At 41.9% G+C, this 21,447-nt stretch carries 24 protein-coding genes; 10 read left to right on the top strand and 14 right to left on the bottom strand.

From position 1 onward, the window contains the following. Positions 1–37: 37 nt before the first annotated feature. Positions 38–844, bottom strand: coding sequence for a hypothetical protein (locus HII16_RS12075; RefSeq protein WP_169130437.1), 807 nt, complete (start codon positions 842–844; stop codon positions 38–40). A gap of 1 nt (position 845) precedes the next feature. Next, positions 846–2,075: a M48 family metallopeptidase gene (locus HII16_RS12070; RefSeq protein WP_169130436.1), complete on the bottom strand. Its 1,230-nt coding sequence runs from the start codon at positions 2,073–2,075 to the stop codon at positions 846–848. 286 nt (positions 2,076–2,361) lie between these two features. On the opposite strand from HII16_RS12070, the gene HII16_RS12065 reads away from it, so the two are divergent. Next, positions 2,362–3,672 carry an alpha-amylase family glycosyl hydrolase gene (locus HII16_RS12065; protein ID WP_169130435.1) on the top strand — a complete coding sequence of 437 codons (1,311 nt, stop codon included), beginning with the start codon at positions 2,362–2,364 and terminating at the stop codon, positions 3,670–3,672. Between the two features lie 114 nt (positions 3,673–3,786). Here the strand turns inward: HII16_RS12065 and HII16_RS12060 are convergent, their stop codons facing one another. Continuing rightward, the gene (locus HII16_RS12060; RefSeq protein ID WP_169130434.1) at positions 3,787–5,349 is read right to left on the bottom strand and encodes an AbgT family transporter; all 1,563 of its coding nucleotides are present in this window, start codon (positions 5,347–5,349) and stop codon (positions 3,787–3,789) included. A gap of 131 nt (positions 5,350–5,480) precedes the next feature. Between HII16_RS12060 and HII16_RS12055 the strand changes: the two genes are divergently transcribed. After that, entirely contained in the window at positions 5,481–6,020 is a 540-nt protein-coding gene (locus HII16_RS12055) for a hypothetical protein (RefSeq protein ID WP_169130433.1), read from the top strand. Positions 6,021–6,077: 57 nt separating this feature from the next. On the opposite strand, the gene HII16_RS12050 is transcribed toward HII16_RS12055, so the two are convergent. Then, a complete protein-coding gene (locus tag HII16_RS12050; RefSeq protein ID WP_169130477.1) occupies positions 6,078–6,578 on the bottom strand; it encodes a lactoylglutathione lyase family protein in 501 nt (166 codons plus the stop codon). Between the two features lie 91 nt (positions 6,579–6,669). On the opposite strand from HII16_RS12050, the gene HII16_RS12045 reads away from it, so the two are divergent. The 3 genes from HII16_RS12045 (at position 6,670) to HII16_RS12035 (ending at position 9,775) form a co-directional block, all read left to right on the top strand. Continuing rightward, on the top strand, positions 6,670–7,545 hold the full coding sequence (locus HII16_RS12045) for a LysR family transcriptional regulator (protein WP_169130432.1): 876 nt from the start codon (positions 6,670–6,672) through the stop codon (positions 7,543–7,545). A gap of 114 nt (positions 7,546–7,659) precedes the next feature. After that, positions 7,660–9,207 (top strand): ammonia-forming cytochrome c nitrite reductase subunit c552, encoded by a 1,548-nt coding sequence (locus HII16_RS12040; RefSeq protein ID WP_169130431.1) that lies wholly within the window; start codon positions 7,660–7,662, stop codon positions 9,205–9,207. A gap of 37 nt (positions 9,208–9,244) precedes the next feature. Then, positions 9,245–9,775 carry a cytochrome b gene (locus tag HII16_RS12035; RefSeq protein WP_169130430.1) on the top strand — a complete coding sequence of 177 codons (531 nt, stop codon included), beginning with the start codon at positions 9,245–9,247 and terminating at the stop codon, positions 9,773–9,775. Between the two features lie 376 nt (positions 9,776–10,151). Here the strand turns inward: HII16_RS12035 and HII16_RS12030 are convergent, their stop codons facing one another. Together HII16_RS12030 and HII16_RS12025 are read right to left on the bottom strand one after the other, a co-directional pair. Then, on the bottom strand, positions 10,152–10,751 hold the full coding sequence (locus HII16_RS12030; RefSeq protein WP_169130428.1) for a hypothetical protein: 600 nt from the start codon (positions 10,749–10,751) through the stop codon (positions 10,152–10,154). After that, positions 10,751–11,227, bottom strand: coding sequence for a sigma-70 family RNA polymerase sigma factor (locus HII16_RS12025; RefSeq protein WP_169130426.1), 477 nt, complete (start codon positions 11,225–11,227; stop codon positions 10,751–10,753). The genes HII16_RS12030 and HII16_RS12025 overlap by 1 nt, the downstream gene beginning before the upstream one ends. Positions 11,228–11,403: 176 nt before the next feature. Between HII16_RS12025 and HII16_RS12020 the strand changes: the two genes are divergently transcribed. Beyond that, positions 11,404–11,829: a DUF393 domain-containing protein gene (locus HII16_RS12020; RefSeq protein ID WP_169130424.1), complete on the top strand. Its 426-nt coding sequence runs from the start codon at positions 11,404–11,406 to the stop codon at positions 11,827–11,829. 153 nt (positions 11,830–11,982) lie between these two features. On the opposite strand, the gene HII16_RS12015 is transcribed toward HII16_RS12020, so the two are convergent. The 3 genes from HII16_RS12015 to HII16_RS12005 are packed head-to-tail and all read right to left on the bottom strand — an operon-like array spanning position 11,983 to position 13,200. Next, on the bottom strand, positions 11,983–12,342 hold the full coding sequence (locus HII16_RS12015; RefSeq protein WP_169130422.1) for an MmcQ/YjbR family DNA-binding protein: 360 nt from the start codon (positions 12,340–12,342) through the stop codon (positions 11,983–11,985). A 21-nt stretch (positions 12,343–12,363) separates the two neighbouring features. Beyond that, positions 12,364–12,789: a hypothetical protein gene (locus HII16_RS12010; protein WP_169130420.1), complete on the bottom strand. Its 426-nt coding sequence runs from the start codon at positions 12,787–12,789 to the stop codon at positions 12,364–12,366. A 12-nt stretch (positions 12,790–12,801) separates the two neighbouring features. Then, positions 12,802–13,200 carry a hypothetical protein gene (locus tag HII16_RS12005; protein WP_169130419.1) on the bottom strand — a complete coding sequence of 133 codons (399 nt, stop codon included), beginning with the start codon at positions 13,198–13,200 and terminating at the stop codon, positions 12,802–12,804. Positions 13,201–13,528: 328 nt separating this feature from the next. Between HII16_RS12005 and HII16_RS12000 the strand changes: the two genes are divergently transcribed. Both HII16_RS12000 and HII16_RS11995 read left to right on the top strand, forming a co-directional pair. Further along, complete coding sequence (locus HII16_RS12000) at positions 13,529–14,782, top strand: serine protease (protein ID WP_169130418.1); 1,254 nt, start codon at positions 13,529–13,531, stop codon at positions 14,780–14,782. Continuing rightward, entirely contained in the window at positions 14,773–15,756 is a 984-nt protein-coding gene (locus tag HII16_RS11995; protein ID WP_169130417.1) for an FHA domain-containing protein, read from the top strand. Before HII16_RS12000 ends, HII16_RS11995 begins: the two co-directional genes overlap by 10 nt. A 95-nt stretch (positions 15,757–15,851) precedes the next feature. Here HII16_RS11995 and trpS read toward each other — a convergent pair whose 3' ends face one another. Continuing rightward, on the bottom strand, positions 15,852–16,856 hold the full coding sequence (trpS, locus tag HII16_RS11990) for a tryptophan--tRNA ligase (protein ID WP_169130416.1): 1,005 nt from the start codon (positions 16,854–16,856) through the stop codon (positions 15,852–15,854). Between the two features lie 18 nt (positions 16,857–16,874). Further along, on the bottom strand, positions 16,875–17,552 hold the full coding sequence (gene rpe, locus HII16_RS11985) for a ribulose-phosphate 3-epimerase (RefSeq protein ID WP_169130415.1): 678 nt from the start codon (positions 17,550–17,552) through the stop codon (positions 16,875–16,877). Positions 17,553–17,862: 310 nt separating this feature from the next. Here rpe and HII16_RS11980 point away from each other — a divergent pair, with 310 nt between their 5' ends. Beyond that, positions 17,863–18,516 (top strand): TorF family putative porin, encoded by a 654-nt coding sequence (locus HII16_RS11980; protein WP_169130414.1) that lies wholly within the window; start codon positions 17,863–17,865, stop codon positions 18,514–18,516. A gap of 91 nt (positions 18,517–18,607) precedes the next feature. Continuing rightward, the gene (locus tag HII16_RS11975) at positions 18,608–18,820 is read left to right on the top strand and encodes a DUF2970 domain-containing protein (protein WP_169130413.1); all 213 of its coding nucleotides are present in this window, start codon (positions 18,608–18,610) and stop codon (positions 18,818–18,820) included. A 15-nt stretch (positions 18,821–18,835) separates the two neighbouring features. Here the strand turns inward: HII16_RS11975 and HII16_RS11970 are convergent, their stop codons facing one another. The 3 genes from HII16_RS11970 to aroK are packed head-to-tail and all read right to left on the bottom strand — an operon-like array spanning position 18,836 to position 21,302. After that, positions 18,836–19,663: a Dam family site-specific DNA-(adenine-N6)-methyltransferase gene (locus tag HII16_RS11970; protein WP_169130412.1), complete on the bottom strand. Its 828-nt coding sequence runs from the start codon at positions 19,661–19,663 to the stop codon at positions 18,836–18,838. 53 nt (positions 19,664–19,716) lie between these two features. Beyond that, positions 19,717–20,778 carry a 3-dehydroquinate synthase gene (aroB, locus tag HII16_RS11965; RefSeq protein WP_169130411.1) on the bottom strand — a complete coding sequence of 354 codons (1,062 nt, stop codon included), beginning with the start codon at positions 20,776–20,778 and terminating at the stop codon, positions 19,717–19,719. 5 nt (positions 20,779–20,783) lie between these two features. Continuing rightward, positions 20,784–21,302: a shikimate kinase AroK gene (gene aroK, locus HII16_RS11960; RefSeq protein WP_135438941.1), complete on the bottom strand. Its 519-nt coding sequence runs from the start codon at positions 21,300–21,302 to the stop codon at positions 20,784–20,786. Positions 21,303–21,447 lie beyond the last annotated feature (145 nt).

Here is a 21,447-nt window from a genome sequence, read left to right as displayed (position 1 = left end):
CCCTCAACTGAGGGCCTTTTTTAAACATCATAATCGACTATTGTGCATCTGGTGATTCACTGGTGGTTTCAGTCACCACGGCATCCGCTTCTTGAGCAGTCACTGGCTCATTAACAATTTCGCTCTTCCAAGTAAGGTCAGGCAGTTCGTTAAACGCTACTTCAAGGGCACCGATATCAACCGATGGACCAATTTTCCGGTTAGCCCAAATAACTTTACCTGTGATGGTATCAACCAAAGCCACATCAATAAATGAACCTTCGGTTGCTTGAACAGGTACCACAGCCCCCATGGTCAGTACACCAACAAGAATGCTTGAGGCCACATCTTTAGCCACCATTCCCGATGATTTTTCAAAGCCATTGTAGTACACCAACAACGCCGCATCAGCGCCGGTTCTATCAGCAATGGTGTTTAGCACGCTGCCTAGACTTGTTTGAAATTGAGCTTTATCTTTTTCTGGTACTAAGCCCAACTTGTACATGTCTTCTTTTGATTTGGTCCATGCTTCTTTAGCCGTGGTAATGGCATAGGCAAAATCGTCATTGCTTTCTATCTCAGCCGCAAAGTCAAACTCAACAACATTTAGGTTTTCCTGTTGCATGCGTGAGCTGGCTAGTGAATGAATCTGATCGCGGATGGTATCGGCTTTGTCATCAAGAATTTCATTGTCACCATCAAAGTTAATCAATTCGATTTGCACATCTGCCGGTATGATCACCACCGAATCCACAGTCTTAGCGACCTGCTCAAAGTCTTGATGATGTCTCACTGATGTTTGTGCACAGCCACTTAGCCATAATACGAATACCACACTTGTTATTATTTTTATTTTGCGCAACATTTTATCCCCTTAGTTTTGCAAGTATTGATTCAACGTAGCGACGATCTTTCACTTTATCTTGTTGCAGATAACGGGTGAAAAAATCTATCGCCGTTTGAGTTTCGCCCTGATGAAAAGCAACCATTCCTAGCCCCTTATTAACATCATTCATATCCGGTGCAACCGATTGGGCTTTTAGATAGCCTTGTTTAGCTTTTTGAAAAAACTGTTCTTGTTGATCCGCCAAAGACGCCGTTAACTCATCATCGAACGTCTCATCATGTATCCAAGCATATTCTCTGGCATACGCTTCTGGTTCACTGGCTTTTAAACGATTAATTTCGCCAGCATAGTAATGCAGTTGGCCATTATTAGGGTCAAGTTCGAGCTCGCTATTAACCAACCGTTCTGCTAATTCAAACTGCTTGTTTCGCAATCTAATCTTAATGGTTTGCAATAGTATTGGTTTACGGAACTGTAGATATGGCTGATCAACGTCAGACTCAGGTGGAAAGTCACCATACTCGTTGGCAATTGAGTTGTTATAAAATGCGATACGCTTATCAATATCTGGATGAGTGCTCCAGATGGAGGTGCTTTCTTTGGCGAAATCTAACTCTTTGATTTTTTCGAATGCCTGCACTCCACCGCGCAAATCAAAACCGCCGTCTTTTAAATAAGCTAAGCCATCAACATCGGCTTGATGCTCCATATTTCGGCTGAACTTTGAGATATCAGCGATGGTGGCGTAATACACCAAGCCTGTGCCAAACAACATCAAATCAGCAATATGCGAGCCGACGATTTTATTCTTGCGCTGCACTGCCCCTTTTAGGCTGTGCCGTTGGATAACATGAGCCACTTCATGCGCCATTACCGCAGCCAATTGATCGCTGTTATCAAAGCTGGCAATCAAACCGGTATTCAAATAAATGTCACCATTTGGCAAAGCGAAGGCATTGGTTGAGGCGTCTTTTAAGATATGAAAACGAATCTTCACATTAGGGTGATAAGTCGGTGGGCTAATTTTACTCGCTAGATCATCAACAAATTGTTGGCTCGATTCATCCTTTAAAATCAACCCTTTGTTTTTAAAGTCTTTATAGAGGCGCTCTGAACGTTTGAAAAGTTTATCTTCTTCATCAATCGCGGCGTATTGATACCCTTCATCTAGAGGCTGTATTTCTTTGAGCTTTACCGTGGAGGCACAAGACACCAACAGAATAGACAGTGGTATAAGTGAATACTTCATCCCTGAACAACATATTTTTTATTATTATTGGCATTAAATTATCAGCTTTTAGTACTGCTGTACAGGCGATATTTTCAGCAAAAATCCGTATAAGAAACGAAAATCCATACGTATTCATACACCTAACAACTTACTTTCATTAATTTTTTGTTAAGAATTACTGGCACAATCTCGATCTCATTCTAGTCTCTAGTTAGGACCTTCAATGAACCATATAATAAAAACACTGCTTGTAACCATAATGTTCTTTCTCGCCTTAACAAGCTGTGCAGATAAGCAATCAAAGATGACGACTGATAATAGATACCAACCGACACCTTATGTAAAACTAAAGCACCCCGACTGGATTAAGAAGGCGACGATTTACGAGGTTAACATTCGCCAATATACGCCCGAAGGCACCTTTAATGCTTTCGGTGAACATCTGCCACGACTAAAACAACTCGGTGTGGATATTCTTTGGTTGATGCCAATCCATCCCATTGGTGAAAAGAATCGTAAAGGCAATATCGGTAGTTACTACTCGGTGCAAGATTATAAGGCGGTTAATCCTGAATTTGGCAGTATGGATGACTTTAAAGCCTTGGTCGATAAGGCACACCAATTAGGCATGTATGTCATACTCGACTGGGTCGCAAATCACTCCTCATGGGATAACCCGCTAACGCTAAGCCACCCACATTGGTACAGCAAAGATCACAATGGTAATTTTCAGCCTACGCCTTGGTGGGATTGGTCAGATATCATCGACTTTGATTATCAACAGCCGGGGATCAGAGAATACATGACAGGGGCGTTAAAGTTCTGGGTTAGTGAAACCGATATTGACGGCTATCGTGCCGATGTTGCTGGATTTATCCCGACCGATTTTTGGAATAATGTGCGTCGCGAACTTGAGCAAATTAAACCTGTGTTTATGCTGGCTGAATGGGAGTCACGAGATTTACACGAATACGCCTTTGATATGAGCTACTCATGGAAGTTACACGACGTGATGGAAGACGTAGCCCATGGCAAAAAAGATGCTCGCGCTTTGTATACCTACTTTGCTAAAGAACTTAATTCGTGGCCATCTAATGCCATCAAAATGAACTTTGTCGATAATCATGACAAAAATTCATGGGAAGATACCATGTTTGCGCGATTCGGTGATGCTCTTAAGCCAGCCATTGTATTGACGGTAACAGCAGAAGGCATGCCACTCATCTATAGCGGCCAGGAAGCAGGTATGAATAAAGTGCTCGAATTCTTCGAAAAAGATCAAATCAACTGGCAACAACATGAAATCGGTGAATTATACCAAGCATTATTTGCCCTAAAACATGGCAATACGGCCTTGTATAACGGTAACTGGGGCGGCGATATGATCCCGGTACCTAATAATCAAAGCCAATCGATTCTGTCGTTCGTCCGAGAAAAAGGCAACGATAAAGTGTTTGTTATTTTAAACTTTTCGGCACAATCGCAAACAGTTAGTTTTGCTGAGAATATTCAACTCGGTGATTATCAACAACTGTTTAATGGTGAGCAAATTCGTATAACCCAAGACACTAGCTTAGAGATTGCGCCTTGGGGCTATAAAGTATTAATTAAATAACAACAGCTATGATGGGTTAATTGAGTTAGCCGAGCTAAGGCTAACCGGGAAAACAAGACAAACAAAAAGGATGCTACTTAGCATCCTTTTTTAATCAAGTTAGTCAGCCCAGAATTAACCAGGCATTTGGTATTCGTATGGCGCTTGAATACCCAACGGGATACCAATACTCCAGTAAACTAATAAGAATATTGTCCACACCACCATCATAACTATGGTGTATGGCATCATCATAGACGCTAACGAACCGATACCTGTGGATTTAACATAACGCTGACAATAGACCACCACTAACGGGAAGTAGACCATCAGTGGTGAAATAATATTTGATACCGAATCACCAACACGATAAGCCGCTTGTGATAGTTCTGGAGAGATGCCAACCACCATCAACATAGGCACTAAAATAGGACCGATTAACGCCCATTTTGCCGATGCTGAACCGACCAATAGATTGACGAATGCGGTCAATAATATCATACCAACGATGGTTGCTTCGCCTGGCAGGTTCATCGCTTTCAATCCTTCCGCACCGTAAAGAGCTAACATGGTACCAATATTTGAATTACCAAATGCCGCCAAAAATTGCGCACAGAAGAAAGCCATAACAATATAGGCGCCCATGGTTTCCATGCTTTTGCCCATTGCTTTGACAACATCATTGGAATCTTTAAAAACGCCTGCCATTTTACCGTAAATTAACCCAGGGATAATAAACAAGACAAAAATAAGCGGCACGATCATTTTCATAAGCGGCGCATTAAAGGCGGTAATTTCGCCATCTGGCGAACGCAGTGGTGAGTCGACAGGATAAATTGCTAACGCCAGTAAAACACAACCTAGTATCATGGCCCATCCAGCCCAACGAAAAGCCTTGGCTTCAACTTCGCTAAACGCTCCTAAGTCTTGTGCTTCTTCTACGTCATCATTTAATTTGACGCTCGCTAAACGCGGCTCAATTAATTTTTCGGTTACCCACCAACCAGCCAGAACGATTGGAATAGAGCTTAAACCGGTAAAAAAGATATTTGCTAATGGGTTTACGATATAAGCGGCATCAAGCACCTGTGCTGAGGTTTGGGTGAAACCCGCCAGCAATGGATCGATTCCTGACGGGATAAAGTTTGCCGAAAAACCACCGGAAACACCGGCAAAGGCTGCAGCTATACCCGCTAATGGATGCCGACCTGCGGCATGAAAAATGATACCACCTAACGGGATTACCAATACATAGCCCGCATCAGCGGCGGTATGGGACACAATGGCCACTAAAATAACCATCGGTGTTAGTAATTTGGCCGGGGTGAAGGCCAACATCTTCTTCAAACCCGTGGTAATAAAACCGGAAGAGTCTGCGACCCCAACACCAAGCACCGCAACTAAAACAATGCCCAGGGGCGCGAATGACGTAAACACAGGCACCATATTGGCCATAAAGCTCGCCAAAGCATCACCGGTCAACTGATTTTGAACAACTAAGGCCTCACCGGTTCTTGGGTTGATCAAGTCAAAACTGACGTTAGCCAGTAACGCCGAGAGTACCCAAACCAAAATTAGCGCCCAAAAGAAAAGCACCGTGGGATCGGGGATTTTATTACCAACCACTTCAATTGAATTAAGAAAGCGATTCATGAAACCTGATTTATTATTATTATTTTCTGCCTTATCCAATTGCATAGCAGCTCCTTTCAGACTATCAATAGACACTATATATCAGCGGATTCAACGCGGAATTGCAAGCTCGATATTACTTGGCGCCGATCTTATTCGCTGCTTACATCGTACAAAATAGTATCGAGGTATGATAGATGCTTAAGGTAAGCCAATTGTTAAAACTAGACACATGCAAAGACAGTTTTGCCATGGATGGGTTGCCGTTACTGACTATGTACGACGATAACTTGTTTATACGCAACGATTACGACATCTTATCTTTAGGCCAGCGAAAACACATACAAACTCATCTAAAAAACATTGGCTTTACACAAGTGACCGGTAAAATAATGCGACGGGAGAGCACTGAAGTCGAGTTCCCCAAACCAAATCATATGTTAAGCCAGTCAGGTTTTAAGCCGCATTTCATTGATACAACGAGTGAAAAAATTAATGTCATAACGCCGACCATGTTTGCCGAATGCCTTTGTTATTTAAAGCTGCAAGATGGGACATTAGATTTGCAACAGCAACTGCAGGCGCTTATCGATACATGCCCATTTAACATCGAGTTATTGCAAATACTGGCCATTAATACCGATTTTGAGCAAACGATAAATCGCTTGGCAGGCTATTTAACGGCATATCAAGCGGATGTTATAGAACGAAAATTCAAACGCAAACGTGCCTATTAAGCGGTTTAAGTCGATAAAAAAGGCCGCTGCAGCGACCTTAATTGATGCCGAGTTTAACTAATAAGCACCTGCCGAATAGGTTAACTCATAGCTATGGCTGTAGATCTCAAGAATATTACCAAACGGGTCTTCCATATAAATCATGCGGTATGGCTTCTCACCGGGATAATAGTAACGAGGTTTTTCCATGCGTTTCTTGCCGCCGGCAGCGACAATCTGTTCCGCCAACTCTTCAACGTTTGGATCTTGCACGCAAAAATGAAATATACCGGTTTTCCAATACTCAAAGTTATCTTGCGGATTTTCTTGGTTGGCGAACTGAAAAATCTCAACACCTATACGATCACCGGTAGATAAATGGGCAATCTTAAAACTCCCCCACCCAGCACCAAAAACATCGGTACACATTTCACCAATTGGACTGTCATCTTCTTCAATATCGGTGGGCTTCATAATTAAATACCAACCCAACACTTCGGTGTAAAACTTAACAGCTTTTTCTACATCTGGAACGGAAATACCAATATGTGAAAAGGTGCGCGGAAAAGCAGACATAATTAACTCTCCTGTATTTAAGATGGACTAATTATAGGCTAAGATTAGAAGTGCAAAAATTTATCATTTTTAACATAAATAAGTAGATATCGTAATGATTAATGCACTCTGGCTCAAAACGTTTTGTACCTTAGTAGATGTAGGTCACTTTACTCACACCGCTGATAAATTGTTTATGACTCAATCAGGGGTAAGCCAGCACATCAAAAAACTGGAACAATTGCTTGATACCGACTTGTTATTACGCACCGGAAAATCATTTAGATTAACGCCTGCAGGCTTGAAGCTATACGAAGACGGCAAAGAGATTTTGCTCGCACTGCAAAACGCCGAGCAAGCTATTAAAGAGGATGATCCACATCAGGGCACCATTACCATGATGTCGCCAGGTAGTCTTGGCCTTAAGCTGTACCCTTTTTTGCTTGATAAGCAGCAACAATTTAAGCAGTTGGTGATAAATTATTCATTCGCGTCCAATAAAGGCATCATTACTAGCCTACTTGCCGGCGATAGCGACCTTGGTTTGGTTACCAGCCAAGTCGCCAATAACGATTTGATTTTTGCTGAAATCGCCCAAGAACCGTTAGTATTAGTGGCGCCAGCCACACAAAAAGATATTGATTGGCCGCAATTGCTCAAACTGGGGTTCATATCTCATCCCGATGCCGATCATCATGGCAGTATGTTGCTGTCGGCAAATTACCCTGAATTTGAACATATATCGCAACTCAATCAATCTGGGTTTTCTAACCAAATTAGCATGATATTAGAGCCGGTCAGTCGCGGCTTAGGTTTTACCGTATTGCCTTTGCACGCTGCAATGGCCTTTGCCGCACAATCTATGATATCTATTCACACCTTGCCAAACGCGGTAAATGAACCTATCTATATTTGCCGTAAAAAATACAGCCCACTATTAAAAAGACAACAATTAGTCATCGATTGGATCAGTGAACAACTGGCGTTATAGGGCCAAGCTATGAGCGTCGATTTATGCGAATAAATTCTTTCAAGTAACTGGTAAAGAGCCAATTTATGACTAAGCTTTTAATCACAAACAGTTATTTGCAAAATGTGATTGCCCATGAAAATTGCAGGTTTAACCCGACTATCCTTGCTAACTGTATGCGGTCTGCTGTTTGCTCATCATATGAGCTTGTCTGCCTACGAAAAAGCGTCCACCAGAAGTGATGCTGACCCGACCATAAAGTCTTGGGGTGAGGAATACCCTTTGCATGTCGAAATGTATATGGAGATGCAAGATACCAGCAAGCCAACGGAATATGGCGGTAATATGCCTTACAGTAAATTAATACGCTTTCCACAATTAACTGAATTGTGGGGCGGTTATGCGTTTGCTTTAGATTTCAATGAAGAGCGTGGTCACTACTATAGTCAAATAGACCAGTACGAAACCAAACGTAACGACAAAGAGTTTCTCAATGCGCACGGCTTGAAAAAATTTAACGGCCAACCGGGTGCCTGCATGAACTGCCACAGTGGTTGGGTACCAGAATTGGTGCGAGAAATGGGTTGGGAAAACTTCAATCGCACACCCTACTGGGATACGGTAGACAAACTTAAAAAAGATCACGGTGAAGGCATACATGGTTCGGAAATGGGCAGTACTTGTGCCGATTGCCACAACGCTGACGATATGAGCTTACGAGTGACCCGTCCAGCCTACATCAATGCCATGGCTGGTCGTGGTTATGAAACCGATAAAAGATTCGGCCTCAAAGCGACACAAACAGAAATGCGCGATCACGTCTGTAAACAATGCCATGTTGAATACTACTTTTTAGGCAAAGACAAAGTCCTAACATTCCCTTGGGCCAACTGGCCTAAAGACAAGCCATTAAAAATTGAAATGGTTGAAGAGTATTATGACAATGCCTATGAGTCTGGCAGTTTTGTTGCTGACTGGACCCACGCGACGACTAAGGCACCGATGTTAAAGATGCAACATCCTGAAGCAGAAATGACATCAAGCGGTCGTCATACACGTGATGGTGTTAGTTGCGTTGATTGTCACATGCCGGTGATAGAAAAGTCTGGCGAAAAGGTCACCGATCATAATATTCGTTCACCATTACATGATTTAGTCGCCTGTAAGCAGTGCCATGCCCACAGCACGCAATCTGAAGATGAAATCCGCAAAATGGTAGCCGATGTACAACGCCATACTGCACAAGAATTACACCAAGCTGAATTAGCAATATTGGCACTCATTAATGATATTGCCGAAGTGCGTTCAGATCTTCGCATGCACGAACAATTTATGGCGATTAAGTCACCTGAAGAGCAGCAAGCTGCGATTTCAAAAGCTATTGAACCGGCGTTGATGATGCACAGACGGGCAAGCATGCGGTGGGATTTTGTCGGTGCCGAAAACTCTACCGGCATCCACAGCCCAAGAGAAGCATGGCGCATTCTAGATGATGCTGCAGATCAGGCGCGCCAAGGTCAATTGTTGCTCAATGAGGCCGCAGCGAAATATGGGGTCAAGTTCAGAATGACTTCTAAAGGGCCGATTCCAGCAGCACCTGAAGTTCTGCACCCTGGTAATATTGTTGGTGCACCACCGCCAGATATCGCGTTAAATGCTGATGACAGATGTGCTGTTCCTTAAACAATGACAATAACGAGCTGATTATTGAGGTAAACTAATGAAAACTTGGATTCCAGTTAAAGAATTTAGTAAAACCAATCGCATCGTCCATCATATATCAGCAGTTATGTTTATCGGTGCTCTATTATTAATGGCCTACGACCAGTACGTAGGCTCATCCGATGCCATGCTATTACATCAATCATTTGGCGTCGTAGTATTTGTGCTGTATTTTGGCCGCATTGTGCTTATGGGTTGGTTTGGTAAACCTGAAGCGCTTGGCACACAAATGGAACAGTTCCTTGCCCACATGGCGCATTTGGCGTTGTACGGTATTTTATTATTAATGCCTTTATCCGGTCTGATGCTTAACATAGCCCGGGCACGAGATACCGTGGTTTTTGGCCTATTTACCATACCTGGTTTTTCTGAGCGGAATATGGATATCTATCTAATGGCCCTGGATGTGCACTCGTTTTTAGAGTGGATTTGTTATCTACTGCTATTCGCCCATGTCGGCGCGTCAATGTTCCATCACTTTGTGCTTAAAGATGACACCTTAAAGCGCATGTGGGGCAAAACCGATTAGCGCTAAACCTGACTCTCTACGAAAGAGAGATAGCACTATGACTAATATAAAGCCTTCATCCTTGTAGCCTTTTGCATTACATTGCGACTTACTGTGAATTATCCCATCCTATGCTAGGATGGGATCTCCATCAGTTTCCTTGTCGATAACTATATATCGAGCTATATAGATGCTTTGGTCGTGGTTACGCACAATATAATAAACAGATAATCTATATTGTAACCGAGTCACTATTAGCTTTTATTAGCCGTATTTATTCATTTTCATGCTATTCTCAAGCTGTTTTAAAGACACAACTTAGCCGTAACAAACTTAGAGAAATTTGCCGCGCGTAAAAGTGCTGGATTGAACGTTAATTGGTAAAGTGCTGGGCGAGCTAGTGGGTTAACTCGGCTAAACGTTGCTCAATATTCTCTAGTAGCGGGCCAAACTTTTTCTTAGCAGCGCGTTTATTCAAAAAGTAAACACCAACAACCAATAAGACTACGCATCCATAATAAAAAAATAAGTGGGTGTTAATTTGCACAAAGCCAGATTCATTCACTGTAGCTCCTAAAGTAATCAACAAAATGGCACTTGTTAATGGTGCGATATACCACCAAACAATTGATTCTAGCAGTTGCTTTTGCTGTTTCACTTTTTGCTTTTCTGTAAGTAAAAAGTCTCTAATACTGCTGTTTTTTTGCGGTGTAATTTGCTTAGCGGATACTAGTTTGTAGGGAATATAGACACACGACAATATCGCAATGCACAGGCCAATGGTTTGCATAGTACTTACCGAATTAAACAAACCATATACCCATACAGGTATGAGTAACACAGCAATAGATATTTCCAATATATCTCGACGTTTAACTTCTTTATCCATTTTTTTCGTTTCTTTCTCTAACATGGTAATAACCTCATCTAAATTGTCAGGCACAGAAGCAGTAATGGTTTGTTGCCAATCTTTTTTTAAATCATCTAGCTTCATCATCACTCTCCTATATATTGATTTTCAAAATCATTTTTTATGCGCTTTATGCGCGATCTAACTGCATTAGCGCTAATACCTGTTACCTCAGCACAATCTTCAGAAGACAATCCATCGAGGTACATCATCATTACACTTGCGTCTGTGTCGTTTAGGCTATTCATGAAGTTATTAAGAATCTCTGCCTGACAGCTTTCTTGTGAAGGCTGACTATCACTAATCACTTTATGCAAAGCCGATTGCTTGATTTCTTTATGCTTGATAGAACTGCGTACAAAAGTACATGCGGTATTTAGCGCAACTTTATAGACCCACGTTTCGCGTTTCGCAGTACCAGTAAAAGATTCAAAACTACGCCAAAGCTGCAATAAGATTTCTTGGTACAAGTCATCGAATTCTCCCGCATGACAATAACGAGAGGCGATATAACGAATGCGCCCCTGGTTATTGATGATCACTTGTTCAAATTCTTTATGCATTGTCTCTCTGCGTATCGTTAATGAGTTAGATATATAGTTAGTCGCTCTGAATACATCATTGTGTCATGACAGGTGAAAAAAAAGACAGCTGTTTCGTATTAATCAAGCTAGCTAAGCAATCTCTATCGGTTGCCTATGCGTATATCCGATATGACTCGCTATGACTCGGAAACCAGATGTTAACCATCTTTTATGACGCTAACTGCCCACTTTGCGATGCGGAAATGCAAAGCCTCAAGCGCTATGATACTAAAAACGTAGTGACCCTTGTCGACCTGCACGCGCCATCGCTTGCCACATCGTATCCTGACATTAATTTTGAAGAAGCGATGAAAGTACTGCACGGTGAATACCAAGGCAATATTTTACTGGGCCTTGAAGTGACGCACCGCGCCTGGACTTTAGTCGGTAAAGGTTTTTGGGTGGCACCATTGAATTGGCCAGTTGTAAAAAACATCAGCCATTGGTTCTATTTGCTCTTGGCTAAATACAGACACCCTATTTCTGCGGCACTAGCAAAGCTATTTAAGATCAAAACAAGGAAGTGTCATGAAGGTGTTTGCTACAACAAGTCTGCACACCAGAGTAGAAAACTAAAATAGTGCTAACCACTGCGTTAGCGCCGTGATATACAGCATGATTATTTTCGTCAATTGAACAATAGCGACAAAGATTGATTTAGAAAAGTGGTTAGCTTAAAACCTATATTGATAATGCACCAAATAAAACGGCATTCTAACGCGTGTTAAGGCCATTTATAAATGAAGTAATATTACGTGTTGCGCTTTCTTGGTCATTTTGCTGACGACTAATTTAAACGAGTTATCGATTAACCGATGCACCTCACCTTCTGGCACGGAGCCATCAAGGCAGATACTAATCCAATGTTTCTTATCCATGTGATAGCCAGGGGTTATCGACTTGAAGATGTCTTGTAGGGCGAGTGAGTCATCCGGGTCACACTTTAAGTTAATCATCAGGCAATCATTGCACCAAGTGAGCAAGGCGAACATTTTATTGTTCACCTTGTACACATGGACATCTTGATTGAACGGAAATGAAAGTGTAGTTTTCGGTTTTGCCAGTAAGTACTGACTTAGCTGCTGCATATCCATAGTTGTTTATGGACTCGAGCCTTAACCATAATCGAGGCTGTTGGCCGATTGATTTTGGTCATGAATATTAGACATCTCAGTTTCTAACCACTGCAATGCCTGTTCACGACCTAACTGCAAGCCGCAAAACTGTTTTAGGTGCCAGTTATCTTGTCGACGCTGATCTAAAACAGATTGGGTCTGAGCCTGAGCTTCTGAATTATAATGAACAACCGCCATAACTTTTAAAAACTCTAATGAAGCGATATGCAATTTAGCTTCAAAGGTGTACGAGTAGTTGTTTAATTTATTGATCAACAACCCAAATGGACGGTCGAACATATTGAGGAGAAACTCATCGTACTCTTCGCACATTTCCAAAGACATTATTACGCCTTCGTCGATAATTACTTCTGCTAGGTGATCACTAAGTAAGTTGATCACACCAAAACTCATTTGAAATTTCATATTCTTACCCAGTTAAACATTTTCACTTTGCTTGAGAATTTCAAGCTCTAACCACTGTCTAGCCTTCATACGGCCTAACTGGTATGCGGAAAATGTCCTCATGGGTAATCGATGGTCTTGGGCAAGATTGATAAATCGTTTGGCGACGCGCTCATTGTCGCGCCAGTATGTCACAGACGCAATGCCTGCAACGTCTTCATTTTTTACGATAGGAGTAACGACATCGTTATCAAAGTCTGCTTTATTTACCTGATTAATGATAACCCCATAAGGTTTTTCAAAATTTTGATTAATAAATTCACGGTATTCTTTGTAGGTTTCTATGTTAAAGACCGAGTTTTCATCAAGAAAAATTTCAACAATATTATTGGCGACCTTGTGGATCATGCCAAAAGTCATTGTGTATTTCATAAGCGCCCCAAATAAAAAGTGGATATGTTAATACACGCTCTAATTAATTGTACATTTATACAATAAAACTTCAAATAGAATCAATGACAGCCTGCTCTGTTCGTACCACTGTAAAGTAATAGAGAAAAGTCAGGAAATGAATTCTTAGCGCATTTATGTTTTTATATAAATAAAAGTAGGACACTATGAATAAAAACGCTAATCGATTTGTCAAAAAAGTGTCATATTTTTTAAATCAGGCCAACTTTCCACTTTAACTTACTGTTTTTAAGAACTTTCACCAAGTAAAAGAAAATGGCACAATGAAACAAAATATTTTGGACTTCACATGAGAGCATTCGTCGTATTGTTGTGCTTAAGCCTCAGTCAAATGAGCTATGCCGCTGATAAAGCACAACAAATTTTTCAAGATTTGGCGCCGGCATTATTTCAAATTCGCTTGATAGATAAAGCTACCTCGGAAAAATCGAGTATTGGATCTGGTTTTCAGTTCAGTGAAAACGGCTATATTGCTACCAATTATCATGTCATTTCAGGCTATGCGCAGCACCCAGAAAAGTATGTTATCGAGTACGAAAACCATTTGGGTGAAAAAGGTGAGCTTTCATTGCAAACAGTCGATGTCATTAATGATCTGGCCATCGTTTTACTGCAAGGGCAAGACACCGACAATTATTTTCAAATATCTCAATCCGTGCCAGATAAAGGCGAAGACCTGTATTCGTTAGGTAACCCCCATGATTTAGGCATGATAGTCGTACCCGGTACCTACAATGGCCTCAAAAAAGAATCGTTTAGTGACCGTATTCATTTCACCGGTTCAGTAAACCCTGGTATGAGCGGTGGTCCGGTGGTTAACCAATATGGCCAAGTTGTTGGTGTGAACGTCGCATCATCAGGCAACCAAATCGGCTTTTTAATTCCCCATGACAAACTCGTCATCTTAATTAATCGTTTTGAGCAACAAGTTGAGCAAAGCTTTACTGAACAAATCAATGAACAATTACATACCTACCAAGAGCGGTTATATTCGCAAATTCTTGCCAAAGAATGGCAGACTAAACCGTTTGCATCAGCGCTAATTCCTGATACTGGCGTAAACTATATTCGCTGCTGGGGTGACTCTAATGCTGACCGCCCAGATGAGTTAATATTTAAAGCGGTAACCACCTGTCAAATGGAAGAGTATGTCTATTTATCCGATAGTTTCTCTACCGGTACCATAGATATGGAATTTCATTATTTTGATGCTGACGAGTTAAGCAGCAGTCGCTTTTATCAAATCTATCAACAATACATAGAAGATGCGCGTGCCGGTAATAATGCCAGTAAAGAAGATGTCACCGAGTTCTCTTGTCAACACGACATCACCAATAACAACAGTAATACCATACGTAACAAGACCATTTACTGCATTCGCGGCTACCGCAAGTACCAAGGGCTATACGATATCCTGTATCTCTCGGCATCGATAGATAAACAAAACAAAGCCATTGTTGGCCACTACACATTGTCGGGTGTTAATAAACAATCGGCTCAAGGATTTAATCGCAAGTTCATGGAGGCTGTGACATGGAACTAATCATTGAAGAGATCAGCCGCAATAAAAAAATTAAAGCACGCCACAAGTTTGCCACCAAAGAGATCAGTATTGGCCGCGGCTTTGATAATGACATTATTTTATCTGACCCGCATATTTGCCCAGAGCATTTGGCGATAAAATGGACAGATAATCAATGGTATGTGCAAGATTTACAAACGTTAAATGGCACCATGCTTAGTGATCGCCAACATATTGCCGATTGGCACCCAATCAAATCTGGCGACATTATCTTGCTGGGTAAAACTCAACTCAGGCTGTTTCTACCTAACCATCCTGTGGCGCAAAGTATTGCCTTTACTAAAGTTGAACAATTTGTTGAAAACTGCGGTCGCTGGACCTTCCTCATTGCCATGGTTGCCTTATTTTGTGCGATATCGTTTGCCTTAACTTACTTGCAAGTAAGCCAAGTTGAAGTGCCTTACAGCCAAATTGTTATGTCCGTTGTATACAGCACCATTGCCTATGCAATGTGGCCGTTACTATGCTCTTTAATGGCGTTTCTAAACAAAAATGAATCTCGGGTTGGCAGTCAAATGGGCGTCAGCTTTTTAATGCTTAACTTGTTTTGGTTAGTCGATTTTATTGATGCCAGTTTAGCGTTTAATTTATCCAGTCAAATTAATTGGCAATGGCTGACGACAGTATTGTATGTTGCGTTAACGTTCAGTTTATTTTGGTTCAACCTGTATATCGCATTTTCTCAAAGTAAATGGCGCCGAGTGACCATTTCTGCACTACTCACGGTGATTATATTTGGTGGATTGTACTTACAAGATCGCGGCGATACAGTGGACTTTAATCCGCACCCTGTATTTGATAGCACCATTATGATCCCTGCCTTGTCAGTTAGCCCAGCCAGCAGCGTTGATGAGTACATTGAAGACTCAAACCGGTTATTTGAAGAGGTCGATAAAGCCTCGAAGAAAAAAGCAAATGGCGAAGATGGGGAATAAGCCGCGTAGATAAGCGGCGCGCGCATACGGAGATCAAAACAGACGCTACAAAAAAGGGCCACACGGCCCTTTTTTATGACATCAAATAAAGCGTATTACGGCTTGGCAATAAAGCCAACAGCGTCATATACAGACGCTAATACCTTGCTCGCTTGTGCTGAGGCTTTCTCTGCCCCTTCACGCATAACCTGATTTAGAAATGACTGATCTTGACGATACTCATGGTACTTTTGCTGGATAGGTTGCAACATCGCTACAACGGCTTCAGCAACATCACCTTTAAGATGGCCATACATTTTATCTTCGTATTTCGGCACGAGAGATTCGACACTGTCGCCGGTTGCACAAGACAACAAACTCAACAAGTTTGAAACGCCAGGCTTCTCTTCAAGGTTGTAATAAATACGCGCTTGTTCATCAGAGTCTGTTACCGCACGCTTTATTTTCTTGGTGATTTTCTTTGGATCTTCTAATAAGCCAATAAAGTTACCCGGGTTGTCGTCCGACTTAGACATTTTCTTGTGAGGGTCTAATAAGCTCATCACCCGTGCACCGTTTTCTGGGATATAAGGATCCGGTACGTTAAAGGTGTCGCCGTATAAGTTATTGAAACGGTTAGCGATATCCCGTGCTAATTCCAAATGTTGCTTTTGGTCTTCACCTACCGGCACTCGATTGGCGGAATACAAAAGAATATCCGCTGCCATTAGCACAGGATACGTAAACAGGCCTGAATTGATATCAGCACCGGCTTTACTCGATTTATCCTTAAACTGAGTCATGCGGTTTAGTTCACCCATTTGCGTGTAACAGTTTAACACCCACGCTAATTGGCTGTGCTCTGGCACTTGTGATTGGACAAATATGGTGCTCTTATTATGATCGACACCACACGCCAAATATAACGCAAGTCCATCAAGAACCGCTTTGCGTAAATCATCAGGATTTTGTCGTACGGTAATCGCGTGCAGGTCTACCAGTGAGTAGAAACACTGATGATCATCTTGCATGCCCACCCATTGGCGCAAAGCGCCGAGGTAGTTACCAATAGTCAGCTCACCTGATGGCTGACAACCACTTAATACGATTGGCTTAGTCATTTTGGTCCTTATAGAGTGCTAACCTAGATCGGCCTGCGCCAGTTCACTGCGCATTTGGTCAATCACGGCTTTATAGTCATTTTCAGCAAAAATCGCCGAGCCAGCGACAAACATATCCGCACCAGCCTCAGCAATTTCTTTAATATTATTCACTTTGACACCGCCATCGATCTCGAGGCGAATATCATAACCACTTTGCTGTATTTTCTGCTTTACTCGTTTCAATTTAGTCAAAGTTGACGGAATAAAGCTTTGTCCACCAAAGCCTGGGTTTACCGACATCAGTAGAATAACATCCAGTTTATCCATGACGTAATCGAGTGCATGCAATGGTGTTGCCGGATTCAATACCAGTCCCGCTTTACAGCCGTTGTCCTTAATTAATTGTAAGGTACGGTCAACATGATCACTTGCTTCCGGATGAAAGGTAATGATATCTGCACCAGCTTTAGCGAATTGAGGGATCAACGAATCAACGGGTTTGACCATTAAATGCACATCAATTGGCGCCGTAATGCCATAATCACGCAGTGACTTACACACCATAGGGCCAATGGTCAGGTTCGGTACAAAGTGATTATCCATCACATCGAAATGAACGACATCAGCACCAGCTTCCAGTACTTTCGCAACATCATCACCCAAACGCGCAAAGTCAGCGGATAGGATCGATGGTGCAATTAAAAATGACGACATAATAACAGCCTAAGGGTTATTTTTTACAGGTGCGTTACTTTACCAAAAATAAGCGCTAATAGAGAAGTAACAATGCGTAAATAGTGCAAAATATTAGCAAATTTCAACACGCACAAAAAATGCACAACTCGCACTAAAATAGAGCAGCGACTCTAAATTGGTGTGTCTTTTGATCTCCATGGGATCCTCTACCGCCCTTTAATTGTATGGGTTATAGCATTTTTTTAACATTTGGCATTGCCTTTGCAACTCCATTGTCAGTTCGTTAATAACAAATTTAAAAAAATAACTTTATACAGGTAGGAATAAAATGAAAAATATCTTCAAAACATCGTTGCTGATGGCAACATTAGGGGCAAGTTCATTTATGGCCAGCACCAACGTTGCTTTGGCTGAAGTAAGTGGTAACGCAGGTGTTGTTTCTCAATACTTCTTCCGCGGTATCATGCAAACAGATACGGCTTCAGCAAGTGCCGGTCTTGATTACGAGAAAAATGGTTTTTATGTTGGTACTTGGGGTGCTGATGTAACTGACGGTTTAGAAATCGACTTTTACGCTGGATACGGTTTTGAAACAGAATCAGGTTTAGGCTTGAGCATAGGTGCGACTAGCTACCAATATACTGGCGATTTTGACTCTGATTATAACGAAGTCAACCTAGGTTTAAGTTATGGTTTTGTGTCTTTGTCATATAACGTCGGTGTTCATGGCGAAGATGATGATCTAGGCATTGAAGAGTCAGATTATGATTTTGCCTCAATTACTGCTGAATACGAAGGTTTTTACGCGACGTTCGGTACCTGGGGTCAAGATTTCGAAGGTGACTACTTTGAACTAGGTTACGGCGCAGAAGTTGCTGGTTTTGATGTAGGTGTTGCCATCATTAGCAACTCAGAAGAATTAGATGTAGAAACCGGTGAAGGTGAAGAGTCAATGGTATTTAGTTTAAGTAAAACTTTCTAAGACCAATTACTTTGTAGAGAAGGCGGCATATCGTAATGATATTGCCGCTTTTTTGATTGCAATTTGATCACCCTGCTCATATTCTGACACTATGAATGAAAAACCATCAAAACCATCACTCGGTTTAAAGCAAGTGATCAGCAGTGTCGCTGCAGCACTTCTCGGCGTGCAAAGTGATGACAATCGACAACGGGATTTTAGCGAAGGTAAATTTAGTCACTTCGCTATTGTTGGCGGTATTGCAGTAACGTTATTTGTGTTGGCATTAATCGCCATCGTGCAGATAGTGTTGAGTCTAACCTAGCTACTACGCTATGACTTAACGCTTAGGCTTGTATAGCGCCAGTAACTCACCGACCTTATTGCGACCATTCGCCTTTTGACTGATGGTACGAGCGACCTTAATCGACTTTAGCTTATCGGCGTGTTCATAAATTTTGCGCGTCCAAATGGTATCGTGATTAGAAATAAGCACAGTCACTTTTTTATCACGCGTCACTTCTTCTGCTGCGTTAGCTAAATCCGCTTGTTCGTCTAGACCAAAGCCATTACCAGCGTAACTGGTAAAACTGGCGGTTTTGCTTAACGGCACATAAGGTGGATCGCAATAAATAACATCACCATCTTCGGCACGCGCAAAGGTATCACGATAATTTTCACAGACAAAATCGGTGATTTGCGCTTTGTTAGCAAACGCGAGAAGCTCTTTTTCAGGAAAGTAAGGGCGCTTGTACTTACCAAACGGTACGTTGTAGCCACCTTTTGAGTTATAACGACATAAACCGTTATAGCCATGGCGATTCATATATAAAAACATCAAGCTGCGTTGATAGGCATCATTGGTGTCATTAAATTGACTGCGTAGCAGATAATACTCTTCAGCGACGTTATATTCTGGGGTAAACAGTTTGCGCGCATCGGCGATAAATTTCTCAGGGTTTTTCTTTAGCGTCAAATATAAGTTTATTAAGTCCTTATTAATGTCATTCAACAAGTACTGATCATAATTGCTATTAAGAAAAATAGAACCCGCACCAGCAAAAGGCTCAATTAAACGCTTGCCTTTGGGCAGCATCTTACCAATGGTATCGCTAAGGGTGTATTTGCCACCGGCCCACTTAAGGAAGGCTCTTTGCTTTTGCGTCATGTTATTGTTCTTGTACTGCTTATGCCCGGCGGCTGATAGGGGTTGCGATGCAGTTAAATAACCTGCTGCAACTGTTCACGGCTTATGTTATCAAAAATCTCGGTTTTGCCAATAGCCGTCGGCACAATTAACCGAATTTTCCCAGCCAAATTTTTCTTATCACGAGCCATATGCTTGAGATAAGAATCAATGTTCATTTCGCTAGGTCCAGCAATGGGTAAATCAAAATAAGCGATTAGGTTTTTAATACGCTCGACATCAGCATCGGTTAGGTGACCTAATAATCTAGCTAAGTTTGACGCTTGCACCATACCAGTGGCAACCGCTTCACCATGTAACCATTTGCCATAACCCTGCTCAGCTTCAATCGCATGAGCAAATGTATGGCCAAGGTTTAACATGGCTCTTACACCAGACTCTTTTTCATCCGCAGCGACGATATCAGCTTTTGCCTGGCAGCATTTAGCAATCATGCTAGCGAGAATGTGTTGGTCACCTTGCTTAATGCTCTGCTTGTTGTCTTCTAACCAGCAAAAGAATGGGTAATCCCCGAGAATGCCGTATTTAATTACCTCAGCCATACCCGCGGCAAATTCGCGTGATGGCAAGGTATTTAAGCTATCAACATCAATGAGCACCGCCTGAGGCTGATAAAAGGCGCCAATCATGTTTTTACCTAATGGGTGATTGACTGCGGTTTTACCGCCAACAGAGGAGTCAACTTGCGACAATAATGTGGTAGGGATCTGAATAAAATCAATACCACGTTGATAACACGCAGCAGCAAAGCCGGTAATGTCACCGATGACGCCACCGCCTAAAGCAATTAAGGTTGAATCTCGACCATGGATATTAGCCAGTAGGTGAGCCATGATTTTTTCAAAATTAGCCAATGACTTTTGCGCTTCACCATCTGCCAAAATAACAACGTCTAGTTGGTAGCTCGCCAATTGTTGCTTTAACGCGTTTAAATAAAGTTTATCGACCACATCATTAGTTACAATGCAGACGCGTTGGCCTTTAATATAAGAGGAAATTGGGCTGTCAGTTAACAGCCCTGATTCGATAAAGATAGGGTAACTGCGTGAACCGAGTTCAACTATCAATTCCGACATGGATATTAGAAATCCAGTTTATCGACGATCTTGTTAGCAACGACTTTTGCGCTTTGATCATCTGTTTGAACAACGTGGTCAGCGATTTCTTCGTACATAGGGTTACGTTCTGCTGCTAAACGCTCTAAAACGGTACGAGAATCTTCTTCCGTTTGCAATAGTGGGCGACGACGGTCGCGTTGTGTACGGGCTACTTGCTTATCAATGGTGGTTTCAAGGTACACGACGATTCCACGCGCTGATAAGCGATTGCGAATAAGATCACTGATTACAGACCCGCCACCTGTTGCCAGCACGATACCCTGTAGTTCAGTTAGATCATCAATTACTTTCTCTTCACGATCTCTAAACCCTTCTTCACCTTCTAGATCAAAGACCCAAGCGATATCAGCGCCAGTACGGCGTTCTATTTCTTGGTCTGAATCGTAGAAATCTAAGTGAAGTCTGTCAGCGATTTCTCTGCCAATTGTGCTTTTACCTGCTCCCATAGGGCCGATCAGGAAAATGTTACGTTTTTCTGCCATGAGCTTACTTTACTACTCGAAAATTGATTGTTAACGGAAACTGAGGACTCTCCTCGACAAAATTAAGGGCGCAATTATCGCAATTATTTTAGACTAATTGCAAGCACCTGCCTTAAAAAAACACAATCTGAACTAACACTTACCA

This window comes from Thalassotalea sp. Y01 (genome assembly GCF_012932945.1).
Taxonomy (GTDB): domain Bacteria; phylum Pseudomonadota; class Gammaproteobacteria; order Enterobacterales; family Alteromonadaceae; genus Thalassotalea_A.
The sequence above is the reverse complement of the archived record's forward strand: the minus strand, read 5'-3'. Positions and strand labels throughout refer to the sequence as shown.